Genomic DNA, 19,276 nt, shown 5'->3' on the forward strand with positions numbered 1-19,276 from the left:
GGATGAACCCATTGAACCAATGATACTAATGAACTAATGACACAAGTGAACCAATGACAATTGAACCAAAAACCCTTTCCATTGCCGTTGCTGTAGGCGAAAACTTTGCCATCGGCAAAAACAATCAACTTTTATGGCACATGCCTGCCGATTTAAAGTTTTTTAAACAAACTACATCCGGTCATACTGTTATTATGGGTCGCAAGACTTTTGATTCTGTTGGTAAACCTTTACCAAACCGCAGAAATATTGTAATTACCAGAGATGCTTCATTAAATATTAATGGCGTAGAAGTTGTGAATAGTTTAGATGAAGCTTTAGCAATTACTCAAACTGAAGAAAAACCAGTGTTTATTGTTGGTGGTGCGGAGGTTTATCGTCAGGCTTTGCCAAAAACCGATACACTCTATTTAACTACCATACATCATAATTTTGATGCTGATACCTTTTTTCCTGAAATAAATAGAAATGAATGGGAAACAGTAAGTTCTGAACCTCACAAAGCTGATGAAAAGAACAAATATGATTATACTTTTGAGGTTTTAAAAAGGAAGAAATAATCGACAATCGTCATTGCGATGCACGAAGCAATCTTATTGAAAGACATTGCTTCGTGCATCGCAATGACGAAATCTGTATAAGCATACCAACTGCGCCACCTAAACCTGATAGAGTGGATATACTTTTTTGTTGCACTATCGTCAATAAGCTGTCATGCTGAGGCACGAAGCATCTGCAACCGATGAAAGAGATTCCTCGTTCCTCGGAATGACAGAAGTTTAAAAAGATTGGAACGATAGCGGGGCCGAACCAAAGCCAAAAACTACTGCAATTGCTTTCCAAATAAATTTATCAATCAAAATTTTCGGCAAAAACCTGTTTAACGTAACGATTGCATTGCGATAATTCCATGTTAGAAATTAATCTTAATAAATTATCAATTAAGGGGTTCTATAATTTAAAAATTTAATTAGATTTGCCGACTTGTTAAAAAACAGCGAAAGACAAATTATTTTAAACAAACAATGCAAGGAAAAGGTTTTATTAAGTTTATAGCGATAGTTTTAGCTATCGTTTGTGCGTATGCCCTTTCTTTTACACTGGTAGCATCTAGTGTAGAGAAAGACGCCAAAAACTATGCGAAAGGTGATTCGGCCAAAGAAAAGGCTTATTTAGATTCGATGAGTACTGAAAAAGTTTACCCTTTATTGGGCTTTACTTATCAGGATGTTAAATCGAAAGAGATTAATTTAGGTCTGGATTTAAAAGGTGGTATGAACGTTACGATGGAGATATCGTTAGCGGAATTAGTTAAATCGTTAGCAGATAACACAACTGATGCTAATTTTAACCAGGCATTACAAAATGCGCAAACCCAATTAAACGCAGGTGGTAAAGATTACATCAAACTTTTTGTTAACGAGTTTGAAAAATTAAGTCCTGGTGTTAAACTTGCAGATTATTTCTCAAATCAGGACAATGCTTCACAGTTAAAGCCAAATGCTTCAAATTCTGAAGTTCAATCTTTTTTATCAAAAGAAGCTGAAAGCGCAATTGACCGTTCATTTACAATTTTACGTTCACGTATTGATGGTTTCGGTGTAGTTAGTCCGAACATGCAAAAACAACCTGGAACAAACCGCATTTTAATTGAAATGCCGGGTATTCAGGATAAAGAACGTGTTTATAAATTATTACAAGGTTCTGCTGAATTACAGTTTTGGCAAGTTTACCAGGTTCAGGAAGTTGTTTCTTTGCTTGAAAACATTAACAAAACTTTAGCTTCTACTTTAAAAGAAACAGCTCCGGTTGTTAACGATACTACTGCAGCACCTGCGGCAGGTAGCAAATTAGCAGGCTTAGAAAAAGCTGCAGATACCGCTAAAGGTGGTAAATTAGCTGGCTTAGCTAAAAAAGATTCAACAGCTGCTAAAGCAGAAATTGCAAAATCTAACCCATTATTCTCAGTTTTAAGTATTCCTACTTATCAGGCAGAAAATGGTCAGCAATCTTTACGCCCCGGACCAATTGTTGGTTGGGTTGCACAAAAAGATACGGCTAAAGTAAATTCATATTTCAGATTACCAGAGGTTGCCGCTTCTATTCCTTCTTCGATGAAGTTTATGTGGAGCGTTAAGCCGATGGAAGGCTCTAAAGTTTTCGAACTTTATGCAATTAAAGTTACAAGTGCTGATGGTAAACCGGATTTAGGTGGTGAAGCAGTTAGTGATTCACGTAACGATTTTGACCAAAAAGGCAAGCCAGAAGTAACCATGTACATGACCAGCGAAGGTGCTGCGAAATGGAAAAAAATTACTGCTGAGGCTTCTGCTGATGCTCAGAATAAAAAATCTATTGCAATTGTATTAGATAATCAGGTTTATTCTGCTCCAACGGTTCAAAACGAAATTCCAAATGGTGTTTCATCAATCTCTGGTAACTTTACACAAGAAGATACAAAAGATTTATCGAACATCTTAAAAGCTGGTAAACTTCCTGCTCCTGCCCGTATTGCAGGTAGCTTTATTGTTGGCCCAACTTTAGGTGCACAGGCTATTCACGATGGTTTAATCTCTTTCGTAATTGCGTTTATCGTAATCTTAATCTTCATGGCGTTATATTATCACCGTGCTGGTTGGGTTGCAAACTTTGCGTTGTTAATCAACTTATTCTTCATCATTGGTATTTTAGTATCATTAGGTGCTGTATTAACATTGCCTGGTATTGCCGGTATCGTTTTAACCATCGGTTTATCAGTTGATGCGAATATCCTTATTTTTGAACGTGTACGTGAAGAACTTGCTCTAGGCAAAAACATCCCAACAGCAATTAAAGAAGGTTTTAAACATGCAATGCCATCAATTTTAGATGCAAACATTACTGTATTTATCTTAGGTGCTATCCTTTATGCTTTCGGTAGCGGTCCGGTTCAAGGTTTCGCAACTACATTGTGTATCGGTATCCTTTCTTCATTATTTGCAGCTGTAGCAATTTCAAGAGTAGTTTTCGATGCGATGTTAGATCGTAAGATGGAAATCAGCTTTGATAATAACTTTACTCGTAATGCATTCAAAAATTTAGCATTCAACTTCGTTGGTCGCCGTAAAATTTACTATATCATCTCGTCAATTATTATTCTGGCAGGTATTGGTATGTATTTTAAACATGGCGGTTTAAACTTAGGTGTAGATTTTAAAGGTGGTAGAACTTATTTGGTTCACTTTGATAAAACAGTTAACACTGAAGATTTGAAAAGCACTTTAGCACCTGTTTTCGGTAACGAAACACCAGAGGTTAAAACTGCAGGAGAAGATAGCCAGGTAAAAATTACCACTACTTTCCACATCGAAGATCAAGATCCTAAAACGGATAAAGTTGTAGAAGATGCTTTAAACAAAGGTTTGGCAGGTTCTAAATACGAAATTGTAAGCTCGCAAAAAGTTACGCCAATTATCGCCAGCGATATAGTTAACGGCGCTTTCTACGCAGTTTTAATTTCATGTATCTTCATGTTTATCTACATCGTTGTACGTTTCAAAAAATGGCAATATGGTTTAGGTGCAGTACTTGCATTAGCACACGATGTTTTAATGGTATTATCTTTTTATACAATTTTAGATGGTCTTTTACCATTCTCATTAGAAATTGGACAAGATTTTATCGCAGCAATTTTAACGGTTATGGGTTACACTATGACGGAAACTGTTGTTGTATTCGACCGTATTCGTGAGCGCTTAAAGGAATCAGGTAAAGAAGATTTACATGGTGAAGAGCGTAATCAGTTAATCAACTTCGCGTTAAACAGTACCTTAAGCCGTACAATTTTAACCTCGTTAACTGTATTTTTCGTGTTATTGGTAATCTTTATTTTCGGTGGCGATAGCATCCGCGGATTCATCTTCGCATTGTTAATCGGTCGTATCATTGGTACGTACTCATCTTTATGTATCTCTACGCCTATCGTAATCGATTTGGGTAGCTCTGCAGAAAAAAGAAAATAAGATTCTCTAAATCTTCAAAACATATCAAATGCCTCGATTTTTAATCGGGGCATTTTTTTTGCTATTGATAATTGAATTAACCAATAGTATTAATTTTTTGAAAAACAATTGCAGTGTTACATGGGTTACATTAGCCCTGCTGTACATTCCAATCTTTTTCAAACCTATAAGGTTTCAAAAACCTTAAAGGTTTAATCAAAAGTATTTCCATTGCCATCAGGTTTATTAAACTAAATTCATTGGTTAAAACTTAAAGAAAACCCAAGGTCATATTAAAGTTATATTACTTTCAATAATTGCTGAAAATTCAATTTCTAAACCTTTTGGCTATCTTTTTGTTACATTCGCAACAGATAAAGCAATAGAAAAATGGATTTACAACTTCCAAAAAGCGAGTACCCAAGAGTAGTTATAGTTGGCGGTGGTTTCGGCGGAATTGAGCTGGCTAAACGATTAAAAAACAAACCTTTTCAAGTAGTGATGTTAGATAAACACAACTACCATACCTTTCAACCATTACTTTACCAGGTTGCTACTGGCGGCTTGGAGGCAGATTCTATTGCTTTTCCACTTCGTAAAATATTTAAAGGACAAAAAAATCTAATTTTCAGGGTAACTAAAGTTACCGAAGTTAACGCAGCCGAAAATTGTTTACATACAGATATTGGCAATATCGGTTACGATTATTTAGTCATTGCCACTGGTTCTACAAGTAATTTTTTTGGCAATAAAGAAATTGAGCAAAATTCAATGCCAATGAAATCCATTCCTGAAGCATTGGATTTAAGAAGTTTAATTCTGCAAAATTTCGAGAAATCATTGATAGAAACGGATTTAACCAAAAAAAGCGCCTTACTAAATTTCGTGGTTGTTGGTGGCGGACCAACGGGTGTAGAAACTGCCGGAGCAATTGCTGAACTTAAAAAGCACGTTATTCCTAACGATTATCCGGAGATGGATTTAAGTAAGGTTAATATTTTTCTGATTGAAAATTCACCTGAATTATTAGGCCCAATGTCGCCGCAGGCTCAACAAAAATCTAAAGAGTTTTTGCTAAAAATGGGCGTTCAGGTGATGAACGAAACCCGCGTTTTAGGTTACGATGGACATACACTTTCTTTGCAAGACAAAGCCCCTATTTTAAGCTCAACAGTAATTTGGAGCGCAGGTGTAAAAGGACAGGTGCTTGCCGGATTAGATAAAGCCGAAATTGTTCGAGGCGGACGCTTAAAAACGGATACGCAAAGTTTAATTGTAGGCTATCCTAATATTTATGCCATTGGTGATGTTGCAGCAATTATAGATGAAGAAACTCCTAACGGACATCCGGGAGTGGCGCCTGCTGCTATTCAACAAGGACATCAATTGGCTAAAAATTTAATCAACATTATAGAAAATAAGCCATTAGAAAAGTTTAAATATTTCGATAAAGGCTCAATGGCTACCGTAGGTAGAAATAAAGCTGTTGTAGATATAGGCAAAATTCGTTTTCAAGGTGTTTTTGCCTGGTTTACCTGGATGTTTGTGCACTTAATGACATTGGTTGGTTTCAGAAACAAAATTATAGTATTTGTAAACTGGGTTTGGAGTTATTTTAGCTACGATAGAGGCACCCGTTTAATTATCAGAACATTTGCTAAAGACCGTAGCATTGATTATCGTGAAGAAGTAAAAGAAATCGTTAGCCATTAGTTATTTTGATAATTGTTAATTTGGTAATTGATATTTGGTAATTGTTAATTTGATAATTGATATTTGGTAATTGATAATTTGATAATTGGTCATTTTTCAATTAGTCATTATTGTAAAATCGGGTTGTAAACTTCACTATCATTTATCTTCTTCTCTTTTGAGAAAAACTTTGCGCATTTTGCGTTCAAACCAAAATACTATGAGCCAAAATCAGTATAAATTAGTCGAATGTCCTCGTGATGCCATGCAAGGATTGCATAATTTTGTTTCTACTGAATTAAAATCTGAATATTTGAATTTGTTGCTTCAGGTTGGTTTCGATACATTAGATTTTGGAAGTTTTGTATCGCCGAAAGCTATACCGCAAATGGCCGATACTGCTGAAGTTTTAGCAAACTTAGACTTAAGTTATACCTCAACCAAACTTTTAGCCATTGTAGCTAATTTAAGAGGTGTAGAAGCCGCGGTTGAGCATGAACAGATAAATTATCTAGGTTTCCCTTTTTCTATCTCAGAAACATTTCAGCAACGCAACACTAACTCTAGCATTTCACAATCCTTAAGCACCGTTGAAGATATGCTATCGCTTTGCGATAAAAATAATAAAACCGCTGTGGTTTACCTCTCCATGGGTTTTGGAAATCCTTTTGGTGATGAATGGAATTATGAAATTGTGGAACAGTGGGCGGATGTTTTGGTTGGTAAAGGCGTTAAAATTCTTTCTTTGGCTGATACGGTTGGAGTTTCTACACCTGAAAAGATTGAAAATATTTTACCAAAGCTGATATCAAGATTTAGTCGTACAGAAATTGGGATTCATTTACATTCTACCCCTTTAGATAGATTTGAGAAAATTGAAGCTGCCTACAAAACAGGCGTTAAGAGAATAGATTCTGCTCTAAAAGGCTTTGGAGGTTGCCCGATGGCGGCTGATGATTTAACCGGAAACATCGCTACGGAGGATTTGATTAGCTTCTTGAATTCAAAAGGAGAAAACCTCGGCCTTAATATGGATAAATGGAATGAGGCAATGATTTTATCTGGTAGGATATTTGGGTAATAATTTAGCTTTACACAGTCGTCATTGCGAGGTTTAAGTTGTTCCGATTAATCGGGAAAGCAATCTCTAATGATTAGATTGCTTCGTACCTCGCAATGACGGAAAGTTCAAAATTAGACAACCCCATGGATAACAATCATTAACAAAAATAAAATTTCCGTGACTTCCGTGTTTCCGTGGCAAAAAACCTAAACCTTCTTTACCATTTTAAAATGCTGAATACCAGCTTCTTCAAATTGCTCCCCTACAGCAGAAAAACCAAACTTGGCATATAAACTCATCGCATCTAATTGCGAATTCAAGTAAATATAATGAGCATCATCAGGCAAATCTGATAAAGCCTCTGCAATCAAAGCTCTACCCACTCCCATTCCTCTAAATTCTTTGAGTACGGCAAAGCGTTCCAATTTGTAGCCCAGGTCTGTTTTGCGCCAACGGCAAGCCCCACAAGGCTGCCCATTATGCGAAGCTAAAAAATGAACAGACTCATCCTCATGTTCCCATTCCAGTTCTGGCGGACAATTCTGTTCGTCTACAAATACAACTTTTCGTATGGCAAATACTTTATCTAAATCTTCGGGATGATTGACTTTTTGAACTAGTAGACTCATTATTTATCGTTTTTAAAATGTTTATTCGTTTTAACCTTTAATTCATTTAGTGCTGTTGCCACATCAATTGAGTGTGAGCAGTGAATATCGGCCTCTTTTTTGGCAAGTTCTGCAATCGTAACATAAAATTTATGCAATTGGTCTAATTCATTTTCACTTAGATTTTCAATATCAACCATACGATTACTTGCACCTTGCTGAGCAGCAATTAGTTCATTTAATTTCAATTGAATAGCTTTCCCATCTTTGTTCTGTGCTTTCTGGATTAGAAAAACCATTAGAAAAGTAATTATTGTTGTTCCGGTATTTATAACTAATTGCCAGGTTTCAGAATAATGAAATACTGGCCCCGTAACTGCCCAAATAATTACAATGGCTGTGGCGGCAATAAATGCAAAAGAACTTCCCGTAAACTTAGTTGCAGCGTTAGCAAATTTTTCAAAAAAATTACTATTTTTTGGTTTCGACTTAGATTTTGCCATCACATCAAGGTTTGATTAAATATAAGCATAAAACAAACAAAAGCGCCATTGGTTTTTAAACCAGTGGCGCTTTTGTTTTTCAACTTAAAGGTTAAAATGTTGCAAGTTTACAACATTCAATTATTAAAGTTTATCATTTGCGTTGATGCAATTTAAATCTTCGAAAGCTAAAGTTAAACGTTTAACAAAAGCTTCTTCCGCTTTGCGTAACCAAACCCGTGGATCGTAATACTTTTTATTAGGTTTATCATCTCCATCCGGATTGCCAATTTGGCCTTGAAGATAAGCTTCGTTTTGCTTGTAGTAGCCTAAAATACCTTCCCAAAATGCCCATTGCATGTCAGTATCAATATTCATTTTAATGGCACCGTAAGAAATTGCTTCTCTGATTTCTTCCTGAGAAGAACCTGAACCACCATGAAAAACAAAGTTTATAGGTTTTTCAGCGTTTAAGCTATATTTTTCTTTGATAAAATCCTGAGAATTTTTCAAAATTACCGGCTGCAATTTAACATTACCAGGTTTGTAAACACCATGAACATTACCAAAAGCTGCAGCAACCGTAAAACGAGGAGAAATTTTGCTTAATTCATCGTAAGCATAGGCAACTTCACTCGGTTGAGTATATAATTTTGAACTATCTACATCGCTATTATCTACACCATCTTCTTCACCACCGGTTACACCTAGTTCAATTTCTATAGTCATATTCATTTTTGCCATACGAGCAAAATATTTTGAAGAAATTTCCATGTTTTCTTCGATAGATTCTTCAGATAAATCTAACATGTGTGATGAAAACAGAGGCTTTCCGGTTTCAGCAAAGAATTTTTCACCGTGGTCTAAAAGGCCATCAATCCATGGCAATAATTTTTTAGCGGCGTGGTCTGTATGTAAAACTACAGCAACACCATAATGCTCTGCCAATAAATGTACATGCTTAGCTGCCGATACAGCACCTAAAATACATGCTTGCAATTTCTCATTATCTAAAGATTTACCAGCATAAAACTGTGCACCACCATTAGATAGTTGAATCATAACTGGCGAATTTACTGCCTTTGCAGTTTCTAATACCGCATTAACCGTGTTTGTACCGGTTACGTTAACTGCTGGTAAAGCAAACTGGTGTTTTTTAGCCTGCTCAAATAATTCTTGAACGGCATCTCCGTAAATTACGCCTTTGTAGCCTTTTAAACTCATCTCTTGTTAATTTTTATTTGTTCGAAGTTATAAAAAAAATTTACATTCCAAGCTTTTGTAACAACAGAATTATTTGCCTTAAAACCAAATAGAGGGCATTTAGTGTAGAAAGCACATTATCCTTAGTGTAAGAAACACACACTATTTATAAATTACAATGTTCAAGAATCAATTTTCAAAAATCTAGAGCAACAGGGTATTATAAATCTCAAATTTCAAGAATCAATTATCAAAAACCTAAAGCAGCAGGATATTATAAATTTCAAATTTCAAGAATCAATTTTCAAAAACCTAAAGCAGCAGGATATTATAAATCTCAAATTTCAAGAATCAATTTTCAAAAACCTAAAGCAGCAGGATATTATAAATCTCAAATTTCAAGAATCAATTTTCAAAAACCTAAAGCCACGGGAGATTTTGATTTTTAAGATTTGGTTATTGCAATTTGATAATTGAGTTATTGGTAATTGAAATTTGGTTATTGCAATATGATTATTGAGTTGTTGGTAATTGAAATTTGGTAATTTCAATTTGCTTATTGGTTATTCCTCATGTTAATTATATTTTTCGTTTCTTTGCAATCCAATTCTTTAAAAAATTATATGGCCTGGTTTAAAAGAGAAAATAAAGGTATTATTACCACAACTGAAGAGAAGAAAGAGGCACCGGATGGCGTGTGGAATAAATGTCCAAATTGTAAAAAACCGTTGCACCAGACAGAATTACAAGAAAACAAATATGTTTGTCATTATTGTGATTACCATCTGAGAGTAGGTTCAAAAGAATATTTCGAAGTTTTATTCGATAACAATGATTTTAAAGAGCTTTTTGCAAATTTAACTTCTGGCGACCCGCTAAACTTTAATGATAACAAACCTTATACAGAGCGAATCAAAGAAAGCCAGGCTAAAACCGGCTTAAAAGATGCTATTAGAGCAGGTGTTGGTAAAATTGAAGGCGAAGAAATTGTTATTGCCTGTATGGATTTTGCTTTCATTGGCGGTTCTATGGGTTCGGTTGTAGGCGAAAAAATTGCCCGTTCTATCGATTATTCCATAAAACATAAAATTCCGTTTTTAATGATTTCAAAATCTGGCGGAGCACGTATGATGGAAGCCGCATTTTCACTAATGCAAATGGCAAAAACATCAGCCAAACTGGCGTTATTAAGTCAGGCTAAAATCCCATACATCTCTTTACTTACCGATCCAACAACTGGTGGCGTTACCGCATCTTATGCAATGCTTGGCGACATCAATATTGCTGAACCAGGTGCGTTAATCGGCTTCGCCGGTCCTCGTGTAATTAAAGAAACCATTAAAAAAGATTTACCAAAAGGCTTCCAAACCTCCGAATTTGTTTTAGAACATGGCTTCCTTGATTTTATTGTAGATAGAAGAGCAATGAAAGCTAAACTTGCTTCATTTATCAAAATGATGAATAACTAAGTTTTAATAATTGCTCAATTGTTTTAATTGTTCAGTTGCTAATTGATATTTGAAAAGCAGGACTTAAGTAACTTCGGTTATTTAAGCCCTGCTTTTTTGCTTTATAGATTTCACAACAAACAGCATACAACTATAAGCTTTATAAATTTTATATCTTTAGGCAACAAACTAACCAAACAATGAAATACTTCATTACCTGTGCCTTTCTTCTTATCATGAGTAAAATTGCATCCTCACAAACTAAACAAGATACCTTATCGATAAAACAAGCAGCATTCGATTATATTGAATCTCAGCATCAGCCAAATCCATCAAGAATGGAACGTGCTCTTCACCCAAGAATGGTTAAGCGAACTTTTTGGAAAGATAAAGCAACCAATAAGGATTACGTTAGGGAAACTTCTACTGAATCGATGATATTACTTGCTGAGAGCTACAATGTTAAAGGAGATAAATTTCCAGCAAAGCCTAAAAAAGAAATAAAATTATTAGATGTTTCTGAACGAACCGCATCTCTCAAACTTATTGCAGACGAATGGATTGACTATATGCACCTTGTAAAGTTAAATGGTGCATGGAAAATTATCAATGTGTTATGGCAATACAATGATGTTAAGCAACATTAAAGCCTCAAAAATAGACAAACATTAAACCCAGCATGGTTATATATTTTCCTATATAGAAAAATAGATTGCAAGTATTTCGATTCTGAATTTCCCTGTTTAAAATTATTAGATGTTTGGTTCACCAGCAAGGTTTGATTGATCTGCAACATTTCCATTAACATCATATCTCAAAGTATTTATTCCTTAATTTAGCTTATCATTTCAACTAAACTTATTATGAATAAAAAACTACTACTACCATCCCTACTGCTATTTACATCATCTTTTACTTTTGCACAAGACAAGAAGTTAATTGATAATATCGTAAAAGAGGTAAATGAAAATTCGCAATTGGAGAAATTGGCTCATGAGCTTTTAGATGTTGTTGGACCACGTTTAGTAGGTTCACCACAAATGAAACAAGCCAACGATTGGGCAGTAAAAAAATACGGCGAATGGGGCATTTCTGCCAAAAATGAAAAATGGGGCGAATGGCGTGGATGGGAAAGAGGCGTTACGCATATCGATTTGGTTAGTCCTCGTTTAAGAACTTTAGAAGGCACACAATTAGCCTGGAGCCCATCAACCAATGGCAAAGCAATTAATGCTGAAGCGATTGTTTTACCTGCAATTACCGATTCTGTTTCCTTTCAACAGTGGTTACCAAATGTTAAAGGCAAACTGGTTTTAATATCCATGAACCAACTTTCTGGCCGACCAGAAAAAAACTGGGAAGAATTTGCCACAAAGGATTTATTTGAAAAATTTAAAAAGGAAAAAGCCGATGCTACAAGAGCATGGGCTGCTAGCCTTTCAAAAACAGGCTTAAATGCTAAAAATTTGGCTTTAGCAATTGAAAGTAATGGCGCTGCTGGAATAATCATTAATAACTGGTCGCAAGGTTTTGGCGTTGATAAAATTTTTGGTGCAAATACAACTAAAATCCCAACGTTAGATTTATCTGTTGAAGATTATGGCTTAGTTTATCGTTTGGCAAAAAGCGGCAATAAACCAATGCTAAAAATCGAATCAGAATCTAAAGAACACGGTGTTGTACCAACATTTAATACAATAGCTGAAATTAAGGGGAAGCAAAAACCTAAAGAATATGTAATGCTTTCTGCTCACTTCGATTCGTGGGATGGTGCAAGTGGTGCTACAGATAACGGTTCGGGAACTATTATGATGATGGAAGCCCTGCGTATTTTAAAGAAATTTTACCCTAACCCAAAACGCACAATTTTAGTGGGCCATTGGGGAAGTGAAGAACAAGGTTTAAATGGGTCAAGAGCTTTTGTAGAAGACCATCCTGAGATTGTAAATAACATACAAGCCTTATTTAATCAGGATAATGGAACAGGTCGTGTGGTTAATATTGGCGGACAAGGTTTTGCAAAATCTAAAGATTACATTACCCGTTGGTTAGCTGCAGTTCCAGATACCATTAAAAATCAGATTAAAACCAGCTTTCCAGGTACGCCAGGTGCCGGAGGTTCTGATTTCGCATCTTTTGTTGCTGCTGGCGCTTTAGGTTATTCTTTAAGCTCTACCAGTTGGGATTATGGAACTTACACCTGGCATACCAACCGCGATAGCTACGATAAATTAGTTTTTGATGAAATTAGAAGCAACGTTATATTGGCTGCAATTATGGTTTATATGGCTTGTGAAGACGCGGAAAAAACGTCAACAGAAAAATCAACTGATTTACCTGTAAATGAACGTACCGGAAAGCAAGCAACTTGGCCTGTTCAAAGTAAAGCGAACAGAAAAGGTGGTTTATAAATAAAAATTTATTAATAAATTAGAAAAGAGCATTTGGAAACAGATGCTCTTTTTTTGATTCGACTGTAATTCATAAAATCCTTTTACAGAAACGAACCCTATAAAGTTGAAATCCCTTTGCAACCTTGAATAATTTGTTATGCTGAGGCACGAAGCATCTGCAACCGATGAAACACCTGCCTGCCGCAGGCAGGGATTCTTCGTTCCTCAGAATGACAGTATTTTAAAAAATTTAATTTTGAAGCGCAAAACCTGTGGTTCTTGGCTCAAGTCCTGTCCCGCCAATACTAAAATCTTTAGGTGAAAATATTACGAGAACGGTGGTCTGAGTTACCAAAAGTATTTCCATTATGTCGGGGCTATTTAACTTTATGCAGTGCCGTTATTAGTGGTTTTCTTGCACCATCCATTCTTCCTAAACCCGATATAGTGAAAATCCTTTTTTATTACCCCGAATTTAATTGATTACCACATTGTTCTTACAAGCAATGACGATTAACAGAAGCTAAAAAAGATTGGAACGATAGCCTGCCTGCTGCAGTCAGGCGGGGCTTTCGGAAACGAAGAGCTACTGTATTTGCTTTTCAAGTAATTTTAAGAACTTGTTTTGGAACTTAATGGTCTTCGACAAGCTCAGACTGACAGATTTAATATCTACTCCTCTTTTTTCTGGAATTTATAAAACAAATAACCTAAAAAGGGAAGAATTAAAATACTACCTAAAAGCAAAGCTAAACCTAAGCTGTAAATGGTTTTTTCTGGTCCAACGGTTTCGAAAAGTGACATTGCGTTGCCATTTTTTAATCGGATAAAATTAGGGAAATGTGCATAGCTAATCGCAACCAAAATCATCGTTACCTGAAATCCGGCTAAAATCCTTAACACTTTGGTTTTTCCTTTAATCAATAAATACCAAAGTAAAATCAGCGATAAACTGGCCAACACAATTGCGGTTAAGCCAACGGTATTTTTGAAAACCCAGTCGATTAACGGAATGTTATCAAAATGAGCAGCAATGAAAACCATTGCACCAAATACAACCGCTCCGATGTTCATGTATTCTGCCTTTTTGATAAACCTTTGCTTGTCGTGGGCGTCTTTAGTTTCTCCAATTAAGTAAATCGCCGCTAAAAAGCCACAAAGTGCTACGGTAAAAAATCCAACGGCAATCGAAAACCAATTTAGCCAGCCAAAAACGTAAGCCGAAAGGAAATCATTCGAATTGGTATCAATATGACCGGAAATTAAACTCCCGGCAATTATGCCCAAAAAAAGTGCTGTTATAAAACTAGAATAGCGGAAAATTCTATTGTAAAGCCATTGCATATCATCTTTAACTGCATCGTAATGGCGAAAAACAAATGCCGTACCACGAGCTATGATTCCGATAAGCATAATGAGTAAAGGAATATGCAGGTAAACCGACATGGTTGTGTAAATCTTCGGGAAACCTACAAAAAGAATTACGATAGCAATAATTAGCCACATGTGGTTGGCTTCCCACACTGGGCCAATGGCTTGATAGAGCGTTTTACGCGTTCTGCTTCGATTTTTTGTGGATGTAAAGAGCTCAATAATTCCTGCACCAAAATCGGCACCGCCTAAAAGGAAATAAAGCAATATGCCTAAACACAAAAAAGTTATTACAACGTATTCCATAATTTATTTTGTTGCCACAGATTAGCTGAATTATACTTCGGATTTTTTATTATTATAAAGTATTGGAACCATTTTTATCTGCCGATAAAGTAAAAAAGTAACGACAACACTTAACGAAATATAAATTGCCGAGAAAATATAGAAAGAATATGCAATGCCCGGCATTGGCGTTACTGCATCTTTGGTGCGCATAACACCATAAATAATCCATGGTTGCCGTCCAACTTCGGTAACAACCCAACCCGCCTCTAAAGCGATATAACCAAGAGGAACGGCAAATACAAATAACTTTAGCAGCCAACGCTTACTTGATAAATCTCTCTTGCGAAGCAGGAAGAAGAAGTAAATTAAAGAGATGAGCATTAATAACGTACCGATACCCACCATAATTTGGAAGGCATAATGCGTAATTGCTACAGGCGGTTGTTCGTCCTTTGGAATTTTATCCAAGCCTTTAACTTCTGCCTTGAAATTACCATGCGCCAGAAAACTTAACGCTCCTGGTATTTTTATTGCGCCCTTAACAGTTCTGTCTTTTTCATTTACAATTCCGCCTATTAATAAAGGAGCCGGTTTTTCAGTTGTGTACAATGCTTCCATCGCGGCAAGCTTAGCTGGTTGACGTTTGGCTACATCTTTTGCAGAAATATCGCCGCTAATTGGCTGAAGCAATGCGCCAATGCAAGCAAAAACTGCGGCGATTTTAAATGCTTTTAAATGAAATTCTTTATTCTGATTTCTTAAAATCATTAGCGCATGAACTCCGGCTACCGCAAAACCTGTAGCTGTGAAAGCGGCTAAGCACATGTGTAAGGCCTGAGAGAACCAGGCTTTATTAAACATGGCTTGTATTGGGTCGATGTTTAGGTATTGTCCATCTACAAAATCAAAGCCTGCCGGACTATTCATCCAGGCATTTGCAGCAACAACTAAAATACCTGAAGCCAACCCACTTACACCTACAACCATTCCGGTAAACCAATGAAACCATTTGTTTAATTTATTCCAACCGTAAAGAAAAAAACCCAAAGCAATAGCTTCAATAAAAAATGCTGTTCCTTCTAGAGAAAATGGCATACCGAAAATTGGTCCGGCGTGTTCCATAAATTTTGGCCACAATAAACCAAGTTCGAAAGACAACATCGTACCAGATACTGCTCCGGTTGCAAAGAAAATAGCTACGCCTTTACTCCAGGCTTTAGTTAGGTTTTTATAAACTTCATCGTTTGTTTTAAGCCACTTATAGTGCGATACAGCCATAAAAAATGGCATAACCATACCGATACAGGAGAAAATAATGTGAAAGCCTAATGATAAGGCCATTTGGGAACGAGCTGCTAAAAAATCATCCATATCTGATATTGGATTTTGTGTAACACAAATATAGCGGATAAGGCATTAGTAATGACAGATTTGCAAGGCTTGTTTAGATTTATTTTAAATATAGAATGTTTATAAATTGGAGAAAGATTTGGAAAAATATTGCCTAGTCATTCCCGATTTAATTGAGAATCTTAAAGCGAACTTGTATCTCGCTTTAAGATTGCAGCCTATGCGAAGATAACAATATTAGGCGCCTTTTAATTCTTCGTATGCAGCGGTTAAACTTCTCTGAATACCTTCGCCTTGCCATTCAGAAGCATTTGGAATGGTGGTAATTTTTAAAATATCATCCTTAGATTTTCCGGCTTTAATTTCAGCCGAAACCAGTTTCAAAAGGTTCTGCAAGTAATTTTGGAAAGCTTTAACGTCTCCTTTATTGCCAGTTATTTTTTCAGGTTCTCTGCTGTGTCCGAAAATAAATAGTGTGTCGTTATCAAATTGGTTATGAATTTTATCTAATGCAGTAATCCAGTTGCCAATATGCGCACCATTCTCTCTGTCGATGTAAGGAAATTTGCGGTTGGAGACCAAATCGCCAACGTGAACAATATTTGCATTTTCAAAATGATAAACTGCATCGCCGTTAGTATGTGCAGAGCCATAATAATAGGCACTAATTTTTTCATCGCCAACTGGTGCTTTCCAGCCAGTACCAAAGGTTGTATCGGGTAATAATTGTTTATCTAAGTTATTTGCCTTTTCTGCACCTCTTTTTTGATTTACCAAGGAGTTTTGATGCGCTACAACTTTCTCCGCCAAACCCTTAAAAGCAATATTACCAGCGGTATGGTCGCCATGGTGGTGTGTGTTGATTAAATATTTGAAAGGCTTATCGCCCAACTTTTTTAATTCATCAATTACATGTGGCGCAGAGGTTGGGAATTGAGCATCGACAACCGCAAATCCATTGGAAGAGTTTAGCCAACCAATGGTTCCACCTTGTTCTGTAAAAACGCCAACATTGTTTCTTAAAGCCTTGAAATTATATGCCCTTAGCAATTCTTTTTGCGCAAAAACGTCAGTTTTGTAAATTGAAAGCAAAGCCATTGCTAATGCTGAATTTTTGATAAAATTTCTTCTTTCCATGTTAGATAAACTTAAAAAAGCCACAACAAATGTTATGGCTTAAATTTAATAATTTTATAAATAAAACACTGCTCTAAATTCCAGAACCCGGTGTTGTGCCAGGCTCATGACCAGGGCCAAAAGCATTATTTTTACGATCTTTGTCTTTATTGAACAGATTGGTAGATTGCTTTGATGATTTGTTATTATCTAAAGAATCATGCTCTCTAACATCTTCAACTTTCTTATCAAGTAAGTCATTCTGAATAACTTTGCCTTTTTCTTTATTATTTTCCATTGCTTTTCAATTTGATGTATTAATGGAACATTTAACAATCTACATTGTTTTGTTTATCACCTTTCGGAATAGTTTTTAAGCATAATAAACCTTTTCATTATTGGTAATGATTAAAAAAATATAAAGAATAAAACACTACAACATTGCGCCAGGCAACTTCCTTAAATCGTGTATACAGCCAAACGAATTAAATTTTCGCTTGTGTATTTTATTAAAATGGTGAGACGATTCGAAAGAAAAAGGAGCCAAAATAAACTTATAAATGTGCTTTCTTTCGGTTTTTGCCTGTTGCTCATTCTCAGATTTTTTTTCTTCTGATTTAGGTTGATAATTTTCCATAATGCAAAGATTTATAGAAAGCAGTGGCTTTCTGGGTTTATAAATTTCGGTTTGCTTCACCTTATACCAAAGGGAGAATTGATAAGGTTTCGTTAAGGAGCTAAATATTAAAAGCGATAGCGTTTCGTTAGCTACTTAAATTTAAGCTTTTGTTATGAGATTTGCAAGAGGAATATTAACAACCGTTGACAGAAGTCAACGGCAATGAAATGGAAAAAGCTAAAAAACCTAGACCTATTGTAATGGAATTTATTGCCGCCTGCTTCAGCAGACGGATTTAAAAATTTGATTGCTCTTCTTTATTTTTTTCATAAGAACCACGAACCTTTGTAATATAAACCTGATTGACGTGGAAACCAAAAGCTTTTTCTGCTTTTGTTGAAACAGAAAGCAGGACGAACATTAAATAAGGTGATGAAATTGCTTTTCAAAAAAAATGGCATAAAAAAAGTCTCAGATTTCTCCGAGACTGTTCCTATTTGGTTAATGATATTTTAGGCTAAAGCATTTTGCTTAACCACCATTTTAACTTTTTCTATTACATAATCTAAATCCTCTTTAGTAGTGTATTTACTGAAAGAAAAACGTACAGACGGACGATTCGGATCTGCATTGATACCATTTAATACATGCGAACCGATATTTGAACCTGATGAGCAAGCGCTGCCACCAGAAGCACAGATTCCATTAATATCGAGGTTAAAAAGCAACATATCTGCCATATCCATCTCCGGGAAAGATACATTTAAAACCGTGTAAAGACTTTTGTCGGCATCAGTTTCTCCATTAAAACCTATCCCCGGAATTTCTGCAATTAATTGATTTTTTAAATAATCTTTTAAACCCTGAATATGATTTTGATGTTCTTCCATCTCTGCGTACGCAATTTCTAATGCCTTTGCTAAACCAACAATGCCATAAACATTTTCGGTTCCACCACGCATATTACGCTCTTGCGCACCACCATAAATCATTGGTGGAATTTTAATATTGCTGTTTACATATAAAAAGCCAACGCCTTTTGGTCCGTGTAATTTATGTGCCGCACAAACAATAAAATGGGCTTTTAACTCGCGTACATTGTGTACGTAGTGGCCCATGGTTTGAACGGTATCTGCATGGTAAATAGCATTATATTTCTCGCAGATATCGCCAACTCTAATCATATCTGTTAAAGTTCCTAATTCGTTATTGGCATGCATTAGGGAAACAAATGTGCGATCGTTATTTTGCAATAATTCTTCTAAATGATTGAAGTCTACATTACCCTTCTCATCGATATTTACAAAGCTTAATTTATCAATCTCGCCATTTTTTAGCATCATATTTAAAGTATGCTCCACTGCATGATGCTCGATTTTTGAAGTAATGGCGTGTTTAATTCCGTATGCCGAAATGCCACAACGAATAGCTGTATTATCAGCCTCAGTACCGCCTGAAGTAAAAAATATCTCAGATGGAGATGCTCCTAAAAGATTTGCTACAGTTTTACGAGCCTTTTCTACCAAGGTTCTAACTTCCCTGCCTAATGCATGAATGGCCGATGGATTACCGAAATAATTCTCCATCACATTAGTCATTTCAGCAATTACATCTTTATCTAAAGGTGTAGTTGCGGCATTATCTAGATAAACTCTTCTCATGT

At 35.8% G+C, this 19,276-nt stretch carries 16 protein-coding genes; 7 read left to right on the top strand and 9 right to left on the bottom strand.

Annotated features, from left to right (window positions below):
* Positions 1–53: 53 nt before the first annotated feature.
* From LUA86_RS17535 to LUA86_RS17550, 4 genes are all read left to right on the top strand, one after another.
* Complete coding sequence (locus tag LUA86_RS17535) at positions 54–560, top strand: dihydrofolate reductase (RefSeq protein WP_231465213.1); 507 nt, start codon at positions 54–56, stop codon at positions 558–560.
* A 465-nt stretch (positions 561–1,025) separates the two neighbouring features.
* The gene (secDF, locus tag LUA86_RS17540; protein WP_231465215.1) at positions 1,026–4,001 is read left to right on the top strand and encodes a protein translocase subunit SecDF; all 2,976 of its coding nucleotides are present in this window, start codon (positions 1,026–1,028) and stop codon (positions 3,999–4,001) included.
* A 369-nt stretch (positions 4,002–4,370) separates the two neighbouring features.
* Entirely contained in the window at positions 4,371–5,693 is a 1,323-nt protein-coding gene (locus tag LUA86_RS17545; RefSeq protein WP_231465217.1) for an NAD(P)/FAD-dependent oxidoreductase, read from the top strand.
* A 199-nt stretch (positions 5,694–5,892) separates the two neighbouring features.
* A complete protein-coding gene (locus LUA86_RS17550; protein WP_231465219.1) occupies positions 5,893–6,753 on the top strand; it encodes a hydroxymethylglutaryl-CoA lyase in 861 nt (286 codons plus the stop codon).
* Between the two features lie 188 nt (positions 6,754–6,941).
* Here LUA86_RS17550 and LUA86_RS17555 read toward each other — a convergent pair whose 3' ends face one another.
* The 3 genes from LUA86_RS17555 to fbaA form a co-directional block, all read right to left on the bottom strand.
* On the bottom strand, positions 6,942–7,364 hold the full coding sequence (locus tag LUA86_RS17555) for a GNAT family N-acetyltransferase (protein ID WP_231465221.1): 423 nt from the start codon (positions 7,362–7,364) through the stop codon (positions 6,942–6,944).
* A complete protein-coding gene (locus LUA86_RS17560) occupies positions 7,364–7,846 on the bottom strand; it encodes a low affinity iron permease family protein (RefSeq protein ID WP_231465223.1) in 483 nt (160 codons plus the stop codon). The genes LUA86_RS17555 and LUA86_RS17560 overlap by 1 nt, the downstream gene beginning before the upstream one ends.
* 123 nt (positions 7,847–7,969) lie before the next feature.
* Positions 7,970–9,049: a class II fructose-bisphosphate aldolase gene (gene fbaA, locus LUA86_RS17565; protein ID WP_231465225.1), complete on the bottom strand. Its 1,080-nt coding sequence runs from the start codon at positions 9,047–9,049 to the stop codon at positions 7,970–7,972.
* Between the two features lie 602 nt (positions 9,050–9,651).
* Between fbaA and accD the strand changes: the two genes are divergently transcribed.
* The 3 genes from accD to LUA86_RS17580 all read left to right on the top strand — a co-directional run bounded on the left by accD (position 9,652) and on the right by LUA86_RS17580 (position 12,887).
* On the top strand, positions 9,652–10,497 hold the full coding sequence (gene accD / locus LUA86_RS17570) for an acetyl-CoA carboxylase, carboxyltransferase subunit beta (protein ID WP_231465227.1): 846 nt from the start codon (positions 9,652–9,654) through the stop codon (positions 10,495–10,497).
* Positions 10,498–10,676: 179 nt separating this feature from the next.
* Positions 10,677–11,123, top strand: a complete 447-nt coding sequence (locus LUA86_RS17575; protein ID WP_231465229.1) for a nuclear transport factor 2 family protein — start codon at positions 10,677–10,679, stop codon at positions 11,121–11,123.
* 216 nt (positions 11,124–11,339) lie between these two features.
* Positions 11,340–12,887 carry a M20/M25/M40 family metallo-hydrolase gene (locus LUA86_RS17580; protein WP_231465230.1) on the top strand — a complete coding sequence of 516 codons (1,548 nt, stop codon included), beginning with the start codon at positions 11,340–11,342 and terminating at the stop codon, positions 12,885–12,887.
* Between the two features lie 654 nt (positions 12,888–13,541).
* Here LUA86_RS17580 and LUA86_RS17585 read toward each other — a convergent pair.
* From LUA86_RS17585 to LUA86_RS17610, 6 genes are all read right to left on the bottom strand, one after another.
* The gene (locus LUA86_RS17585) at positions 13,542–14,546 is read right to left on the bottom strand and encodes a cytochrome d ubiquinol oxidase subunit II (RefSeq protein ID WP_231465232.1); all 1,005 of its coding nucleotides are present in this window, start codon (positions 14,544–14,546) and stop codon (positions 13,542–13,544) included.
* A gap of 30 nt (positions 14,547–14,576) precedes the next feature.
* Positions 14,577–15,899: a cytochrome ubiquinol oxidase subunit I gene (locus LUA86_RS17590; protein ID WP_231465234.1), complete on the bottom strand. Its 1,323-nt coding sequence runs from the start codon at positions 15,897–15,899 to the stop codon at positions 14,577–14,579.
* A gap of 216 nt (positions 15,900–16,115) precedes the next feature.
* Positions 16,116–17,015 (bottom strand): MBL fold metallo-hydrolase, encoded by a 900-nt coding sequence (locus LUA86_RS17595; RefSeq protein WP_231465236.1) that lies wholly within the window; start codon positions 17,013–17,015, stop codon positions 16,116–16,118.
* A 73-nt stretch (positions 17,016–17,088) separates the two neighbouring features.
* Positions 17,089–17,292 carry a hypothetical protein gene (locus LUA86_RS17600; RefSeq protein ID WP_231465238.1) on the bottom strand — a complete coding sequence of 68 codons (204 nt, stop codon included), beginning with the start codon at positions 17,290–17,292 and terminating at the stop codon, positions 17,089–17,091.
* Positions 17,293–17,427: 135 nt separating this feature from the next.
* Positions 17,428–17,631, bottom strand: a complete 204-nt coding sequence (locus LUA86_RS17605; protein ID WP_231465239.1) for a hypothetical protein — start codon at positions 17,629–17,631, stop codon at positions 17,428–17,430.
* A gap of 494 nt (positions 17,632–18,125) precedes the next feature.
* Positions 18,126–19,274 carry a cysteine desulfurase family protein gene (locus LUA86_RS17610; protein WP_231465241.1) on the bottom strand — a complete coding sequence of 383 codons (1,149 nt, stop codon included), beginning with the start codon at positions 19,272–19,274 and terminating at the stop codon, positions 18,126–18,128.
* Positions 19,275–19,276 lie beyond the last annotated feature (2 nt).

The sequence above is a fragment of the Pedobacter sp. Leaf132 genome (assembly GCF_920984695.1).
Lineage (GTDB): Bacteria > Bacteroidota > Bacteroidia > Sphingobacteriales > Sphingobacteriaceae > Pedobacter.

Coding starts and splice junctions, on each gene's coding strand:
- LUA86_RS17590 (WP_231465234.1), bottom strand. CDS start 15,899: ATGGATGATTTTTTAGCAGCTCGTTCCCAAATGGCCTTATCATTAGGC.
- LUA86_RS17575 (WP_231465229.1), top strand. CDS start 10,677: ATGAAATACTTCATTACCTGTGCCTTTCTTCTTATCATGAGTAAAATT.
- LUA86_RS17585 (WP_231465232.1), bottom strand. CDS start 14,546: ATGGAATACGTTGTAATAACTTTTTTGTGTTTAGGCATATTGCTTTAT.
- LUA86_RS17545 (WP_231465217.1), top strand. CDS start 4,371: ATGGATTTACAACTTCCAAAAAGCGAGTACCCAAGAGTAGTTATAGTT.
- LUA86_RS17555 (WP_231465221.1), bottom strand. CDS start 7,364: ATGAGTCTACTAGTTCAAAAAGTCAATCATCCCGAAGATTTAGATAAA.
- LUA86_RS17560 (WP_231465223.1), bottom strand. CDS start 7,846: ATGGCAAAATCTAAGTCGAAACCAAAAAATAGTAATTTTTTTGAAAAA.
- LUA86_RS17610 (WP_231465241.1), bottom strand. CDS start 19,274: ATGAGAAGAGTTTATCTAGATAATGCCGCAACTACACCTTTAGATAAA.
- LUA86_RS17595 (WP_231465236.1), bottom strand. CDS start 17,015: ATGGAAAGAAGAAATTTTATCAAAAATTCAGCATTAGCAATGGCTTTG.
- LUA86_RS17605 (WP_231465239.1), bottom strand. CDS start 17,631: ATGGAAAATTATCAACCTAAATCAGAAGAAAAAAAATCTGAGAATGAG.
- LUA86_RS17600 (WP_231465238.1), bottom strand. CDS start 17,292: ATGGAAAATAATAAAGAAAAAGGCAAAGTTATTCAGAATGACTTACTT.
- fbaA (WP_231465225.1), bottom strand. CDS start 9,049: ATGAGTTTAAAAGGCTACAAAGGCGTAATTTACGGAGATGCCGTTCAA.
- secDF (WP_231465215.1), top strand. CDS start 1,026: ATGCAAGGAAAAGGTTTTATTAAGTTTATAGCGATAGTTTTAGCTATC.
- LUA86_RS17580 (WP_231465230.1), top strand. CDS start 11,340: ATGAATAAAAAACTACTACTACCATCCCTACTGCTATTTACATCATCT.
- LUA86_RS17550 (WP_231465219.1), top strand. CDS start 5,893: ATGAGCCAAAATCAGTATAAATTAGTCGAATGTCCTCGTGATGCCATG.
- accD (WP_231465227.1), top strand. CDS start 9,652: ATGGCCTGGTTTAAAAGAGAAAATAAAGGTATTATTACCACAACTGAA.
- LUA86_RS17535 (WP_231465213.1), top strand. CDS start 54: ATGACAATTGAACCAAAAACCCTTTCCATTGCCGTTGCTGTAGGCGAA.